Raw genomic sequence first — 6,079 nt, 5'->3', positions numbered from 1 at the left:
AGATGTCCGCCCGCAGTACAGCACCCCACCCAAGCCAGTACTCATGTACCCGTCCGGCGCCCCCGGCTTTTCGAGGACGGACATACCGCCGCGTCCCCACCCCGACCCACCCACCAGCTCACCCGCACCCCCAGGTAAGAGGTCCGCACCCAACCCACCCGTGACACCCGGCGATTCAGTCCGTACGCTGCTGAATATGGATATGCACACTGTGGCCCTTGGGACGACCGGGACGACCGCGGCCGACGTCATCGCCGTCGCCCGCGACAACGCGCGCATCGAGCTGACGGACGAGGCCCGCTCCGCCCTCGCCGCCGCGCGCGAGATCGTCGACGCCCTGGCCGCCAAGCCCGAGCCGGTCTACGGCGTCTCCACCGGCTTCGGCGCCCTCGCCACCCGGCACATCGGCCCCGACCTGCGGGCGCAGCTGCAGCGCAACATCGTGCGCTCGCACGCCGCCGGGATGGGGCCGCGCGTCGAGCGCGAGGTGGTCCGCGCGCTGATGTTCCTGCGGCTCAAGACCGTCTGTTCGGGGCACACCGGAGTGCGCCCCGAGGTCGCGCAGACCATGGCCGACGTCCTCAACGCCGGGATCACCCCGGTCGTCCACGAGTACGGCTCGCTCGGCTGCTCCGGCGACCTGGCCCCGCTCAGCCACTGCGCGCTCACGCTCATGGGCGAGGGCGAGGCGGAGGGCCCTGACGGGGAGCTGAAGCCCGCCGGCGAGCTGCTCGCGGCGCACGGCATCGCCCCCGTGGAGCTGCGCGAGAAGGAGGGGCTCGCGCTCCTCAACGGCACCGACGGCATGCTCGGCATGCTGGTCATGGCGCTCGCCGACCTCGACACCCTCTACAAGTCCGCCGACATCACCGCGGCCCTCTCCCTGGAGGCCCTGCTCGGCACCGACAAGGTCCTCGCGCCCGAGCTGCACGCCATCCGCCCGCACCCGGGCCAGGCCGACTCGGCCGCCAACATGCTTGCTGTCCTTGCCGGTTCGGGGCTGACCGGCCACCACCAGGACGACGCGCCGCGCGTCCAGGACGCGTACTCGGTGCGCTGCGCTCCGCAGGTCGCGGGCGCGGGCCGGGACACGATGGCGCACGCCCGGCTGGTCGCCGAGCGCGAGCTGGCGTCGGCGGTGGACAACCCCGTCGTCCTGCCCGACGGCCGTGTCGAGTCCAACGGCAACTTCCACGGTGCCCCGGTCGCGTACGTCCTGGACTTCCTCGCGATCGCCGCGGCGGACCTGGGCTCGATCGCCGAGCGCCGTACCGACCGGCTGCTCGACAAGAACCGTTCGCACGGGCTGCCGCCGTTCCTCGCCGACGACGCCGGTGTCGACTCGGGCCTGATGATCGCCCAGTACACGCAGGCCGCCCTGGTGAGCGAGATGAAGCGGCTCGCGGTGCCCGCCTCCGCCGACTCCATCCCGTCCTCGGCGATGCAGGAGGACCACGTCTCGATGGGCTGGTCCGCCGCCCGCAAGCTGCGCACGGCCGTCGCTGATCTGACCCGGATCGTCGCCGTCGAGCTGTACGCGGCCACGCGCGCCGTCGAGCTGCGCTGCCAGTCGCCCGCCCTGACCCCCGCTCCCGCGACCCGCGCCGTGCTCGAAGCGGTGCGCAAGGCGGGCGTCGAGGGGCCGGGTCCGGACCGCTTCCTCGCGCCCGACCTCGCGCAGGCGGAGGAGTTCGTGCGAACGGGCGCCCTGGTCGCGGCGGTTGAGCCGGTGACGGGTCCGCTGGCCTAGGACCTGTCCGGTGGATCTTGCCGCGGTCGCGGGCTGTTCCACGCCGATCTGCGGCGTTGTCGTCGGTTGCCAACGCTCCGCGTTGTCGCCCTCCTCCGCCTTGCATCTCGACGCACCACAGCCCGCTCACCAGCGACGGACGGCACAGCTCGGAATCATGCGGCCTGATCCGCCGGACAGGCCCTAGAGCCGGGCGCCGCCCGCCCCGCCCCGGCCTCTCGGCGGGCAGGCCCTAGGCGGGGCTGCCCGCCTTCTCCGTGGGCGGTTCGGGCTCGAGGAACTCCTCGCTGATCTCCTTGGGCCCGAACGGCCACACCTTCTCGAACCGCGCCCACACCACGAACGCCGCGCAGCCCAGCGCCACCCAGGCCAGGGACCACTCGATGGGGTGGCGGCCCGGCGAGTTCTTGTCGGCGTACCCGTAGATGACGAGCCAGCCGACGAGGGCGACCAGGCTCGGCACCGGGTACAGCCACATCCGGTAGGGGCGGCGGAGCGTGGGCTGGCGCCTGCGCATGACGGTCACCGCGACGATCTGGGCGAGGGCCTGGACGATCACCATGACGGTGGTCAGGAGCTGGATCAGGGTGGCGAGGTCGGTGTGCCGCCCGATGAGGAAGCCGACCGCCGTCACCACGCCCATCGTCGCGAGCCCCAGCATCGGGAAGCGGTGGCGGGGGTGCAGCTTCGCGTACGGGCGGAAGAAGACGCGGTCGCGCGCCGCGTCGTAGGGCACCCGGGAGCCGCCGAGCAGCCCCGCGAAGACCGAGGCGAAGGCGGTGATGAGGATGAGGACGGTGACGACGTCGGCCGCGCCCTTGCCCCAGGTCTCCTCAAGTACCGCCGAGGCGACGGAGGTCGAGGCGATGTCGCCCGGGTCGGTCATCCGCTGCCAGTCGATGACGCCGAGCGTGCCGATCTGCAGCAGCAGGTAGATCGCCATGATGCCGAGGATCGAGAAGATGATGGAGCGGGGCAGGGCGCGGCCCGGGTTCTTGACCTCGGCGCCCATGTAGGCGGCGGTGTTGTAGCCGAGGTAGTCGTAGATGCCGATGGTCAGGCCCCCGGCGAAGCCGATCCAGAAGTGGTTGCTGGTCAGCTCGAAGGCGTGCGCGGGGTAGGTGAAGGCCCGGTCCGCGCTGAAGTGCGTGAACGCCGCGAGGATGACGAGGCTCACCGAGGCGATCATGACGACCCACATCGCGGTGGACAGTCGCGCGACGTGCTCGACGCCCCGCCACAGCAGCGCGACCACGAGCGCGATCACGCCGAGCCCGATGAGGTCGCCGGACGTCTGCCCCAGGTCCGGGGCCAGATAGCCCAGATACTGCACGAAGCCGACGATCCCGGTGGACATCGCGAGCGGGATGAACAGCATCGCCGTCCACACGAAGAGGAACGGCATGAGGCGGCCCGTCCGGTACTGGAACGCCTGCCGCAGATAGACGTAACTCCCGCCGGAGCCCGGCATCGAGGAGCCCAGCTCGGCCCAGATGAGCCCGTCGGCGAGCGCGAGCAGCGCGCCCGCGAGGAAGCCGATGACGGCCTGCGGACCGCCGAACGCGGCGACCATCAGCGGGATCGTGACGAAGGGGCCGATGCCGCACATCTGGCTCATGTTGATGGCGGTGGCCTGGAAGGGGCCCACCCGGCGGACGAAGCCGCTGCCCTTCTCCGCGGCGGAAGGAGGCTTTCCGGGTGCGGACATGGGGGCCTCCAGAAGCGGGGAAGGGGTGGGCGGCGACGCCTGGGCGATAAAGTTAAGGAGACTTACTATGTGCGTCAAGAGGGCGTGAATGACGTACGAGAATGGGCCGATGCCCGGCAATGACCACGGCGCCCGCGGCGGCGCGGAGCAGCGAACCTGGAACCGGCGGCGGCTGCGCGACACCAACGAGCGGCTGCTGCTCGACCGGCTGCGCGCCGCGGGGCCCGCGTCGCGTGCCCAACTCGCCCGCGACACCGGCCTGTCGAAGCCGACCGTGTCGAGTGCGCTCGCCGCACTGGAGGCCGCGGGCCTGGTCCGCGAGGCCGGCACGCACGCTCCCGAGCGCGGCCGCGTCGCCGTCCTGTACGCCCCCGACCCGGCGGCCGGGTACGCCCTCGGGGTGGACATCGGGCGCGGCTGGCTGCGGGTGGCCCTCGCGGACCTGGACGGGGACGTGGTGAGCCGGGCCGACGTGCGCAACAAGGCCCGTACGTCCGCGGCCCTCACCGACCTCGTGGTCGACACCTGCCACCGGGTGACCGACGAGTCCGGCGTCCCCGGGGGACGGGTCGCGCACGCGGTGGTCGGCACGCCCGGCGTCTACGACCCGGAGCGGCGCCGGGTCCGCTACGCCAACCACCTGCCCGGCTGGGGCCGGGCGGGCCTCTTCGACGGGATGAGCGAGCGGCTGGGCGTCCCCCTGGAGGTGCACAACGACGCGAACCTCGCGGCGCTCGGCGAGTACACCTTCGGGGTGGGCGCGGGCAGCCGCCTCTTCGCGTACATCATGATCGGCACCGGGCTCGGGATGGGTGTGGTGAGCGCGGGGCGCCTGTTCACGGGGGCGCACGGGGGTGCGGGGGAGATCGGGCTGCTCCCCTGGGGCGGGCGGGGGACGGGGCCCGACACCCTGGAGGACGCGGTCTCGGGGGTCGCGGTGGTGGAGTCCGCGCGCCGGTTCGGGCTCGTGGGCGGGCAGTTGACCGCGAAGGCCGTGTTCGAGGCCGCGCGGGCCGGGGACGCGGCGGCGGTCAAGGCGGTGGCCCTGGAGGCGGAGCGCATCGCCCACACGGTGGCGGCGGCGAGCGCGGTGCTCGACCCCGATCTGGTCGTGCTCGGCGGCGGCGTCGGCCACAGTGTGGACCTGCTGCTCGACCCCATGCGGGCGGCGCTGCGGGAGCTGACGCCGCTGCGGCCGCGCATCGTGCCGGGGGAGTTGGGGGAGGACGCGGTGGTGCTCGGCGCGGTGGCGACGGCGCTGGGGACGGCTCGGGACGTCGTGTTCGAGCGGAGGTGAGGGCCTCCTCCTGTGGAGGGGCCTCTTCCTCCCGTGGAGGGGCCGCTTTCTCCCTGGAGGGCCGCTTTCCCCCTTGAGGGGTGGGGTGTTGGGGAGTTGTTGGGGTGGGTGGGGATGATGGGGCGGCCGTGTCCCCCCGCCTGAGGAGCCAGTCACCGTGAAGAAGAGCACCCGCGTGCTTGCCGCGTCCGCCGCCGCCGTCGGTCTCGCCGCGGTGGTCGGATTCCCGGCCCACGCCGAGCCGGACGTGTACCGGGGCACCGGGTGGAAGATCCTGACCAACCAGGGCATCCAGTCGCTGAGCCCCGACCCGTACGTCATCAAGCTGGTCAAGCCCACCTCGTCGAACCGGCTTACCCCGGCGCGGAACAAGGCGGCGGAGGCGCAGCTGCGCAGGGATCTCAAGCGCTCGGCGGCACAGCTGACCGAGATCACGGGCACCAAGTTCACGGTGGCCAAGGGCTATCACCGCGCGGAGAGCTCCTGCGCGAGCGCCGAGCGCCACGTCATCGTGGTGGGCCTGCGCTGGCGCCCGTACCCCGGCCACAAGCGCGGCATGTCCCGGACCTGGCCGTGCGCGGCGAGCGCCAACCACAGCGCGTGGGGCGGCTGGATCTGGATCGACAGCGAGTACTGGATGCCGGAGATCTACAAGATCGACCCGTGGCGGTTCTCCAACCTGGTGAGCCACGAGCTGGGGCACGCGGTCGGCCTCGACCACCCGAACGTGGACGGGCGCGACGCGAACAGGACGGCCGACAAGTACGAGTGCACGACGAACAGCAGCAAGGACCTGCCGGTGCTCTGCTCGCCCAACGGGGGCTATGCGATGGGCAAGGGCGGGAGCGTGGCGCGGACGAAGGCGCACGCGGGGGAGTACACGAAGTGGGACAAGGCGGGGCTGCGGGCGCTGAAGAACAACTTCTAGCCGAAGAACGACTGCTAGCCGAAGAACAACTTCCAGCCGCACGCGTGGAGCTCTATACGCACTCGCGGACCTGGTGGATCGGCTCGACCAGGCGGCTCAGGTCGATCAGGACGGCGTCGGGGGCCGTGTGCCGGGTGTCCACGCGGACCTCGACGGCAGGTGAGCACCCGTATGTGATCAGGAGTTTGCTGTCCGCCCCGTCCTGCCGGGCGCGCCAGGCGCAGTCCACGCCGTCGACCTCGGAGCAGGGGTCGCCGGTGGGCAGGGGCATGGGCAGGCCGCAGCGGACGGTGACCGTGCCGTCGCCCCACACGGCGGCGCCGGAGGGCCCGGGACGGGGAGGGGGCGTGGACGGGGCCGGGGCCGGATCCGGATCCGGGGGCATGGTGGGTGAGG

5 protein-coding genes are annotated in these 6,079 nt (G+C 72.3%); 3 read left to right on the top strand and 2 right to left on the bottom strand.

The features are described from left to right. Window positions 1-202 precede the first annotated feature (202 nt). Complete coding sequence (hutH, locus tag ACFWYM_RS34965) at window positions 203-1,750, top strand: histidine ammonia-lyase (protein ID WP_384846491.1); 1,548 nt, start codon at window positions 203-205, stop codon at window positions 1,748-1,750. A gap of 232 nt (window positions 1,751-1,982) precedes the next feature. Here hutH and ACFWYM_RS34960 read toward each other — a convergent pair whose 3' ends face one another. Then, window positions 1,983-3,458, bottom strand: a complete 1,476-nt coding sequence (locus ACFWYM_RS34960) for an APC family permease (RefSeq protein WP_384846479.1) — start codon at window positions 3,456-3,458, stop codon at window positions 1,983-1,985. Window positions 3,459-3,567: 109 nt separating this feature from the next. On the opposite strand from ACFWYM_RS34960, the gene ACFWYM_RS34955 reads away from it, so the two are divergent. Both ACFWYM_RS34955 and ACFWYM_RS34950 read left to right on the top strand, forming a co-directional pair. Beyond that, complete coding sequence (locus tag ACFWYM_RS34955; RefSeq protein WP_384846477.1) at window positions 3,568-4,755, top strand: ROK family protein; 1,188 nt, start codon at window positions 3,568-3,570, stop codon at window positions 4,753-4,755. A gap of 157 nt (window positions 4,756-4,912) precedes the next feature. Continuing rightward, window positions 4,913-5,683 carry a hypothetical protein gene (locus ACFWYM_RS34950; RefSeq protein ID WP_384846475.1) on the top strand — a complete coding sequence of 257 codons (771 nt, stop codon included), beginning with the start codon at window positions 4,913-4,915 and terminating at the stop codon, window positions 5,681-5,683. A gap of 52 nt (window positions 5,684-5,735) precedes the next feature. On the opposite strand, the gene ACFWYM_RS34945 is transcribed toward ACFWYM_RS34950, so the two are convergent. Next, on the bottom strand, window positions 5,736-6,068 hold the full coding sequence (locus ACFWYM_RS34945) for a DUF3515 family protein (RefSeq protein WP_384846473.1): 333 nt from the start codon (window positions 6,066-6,068) through the stop codon (window positions 5,736-5,738). Window positions 6,069-6,079: the final 11 nt, after the last annotated feature.

The sequence above is a fragment of the Streptomyces sp. NPDC059009 genome, from assembly GCF_042740175.1.
GTDB lineage: Bacteria > Actinomycetota > Actinomycetes > Streptomycetales > Streptomycetaceae > Streptomyces.
Note: the sequence above shows the minus strand (reverse complement) of the source record. Positions and strands in the feature narration are given on the sequence as shown.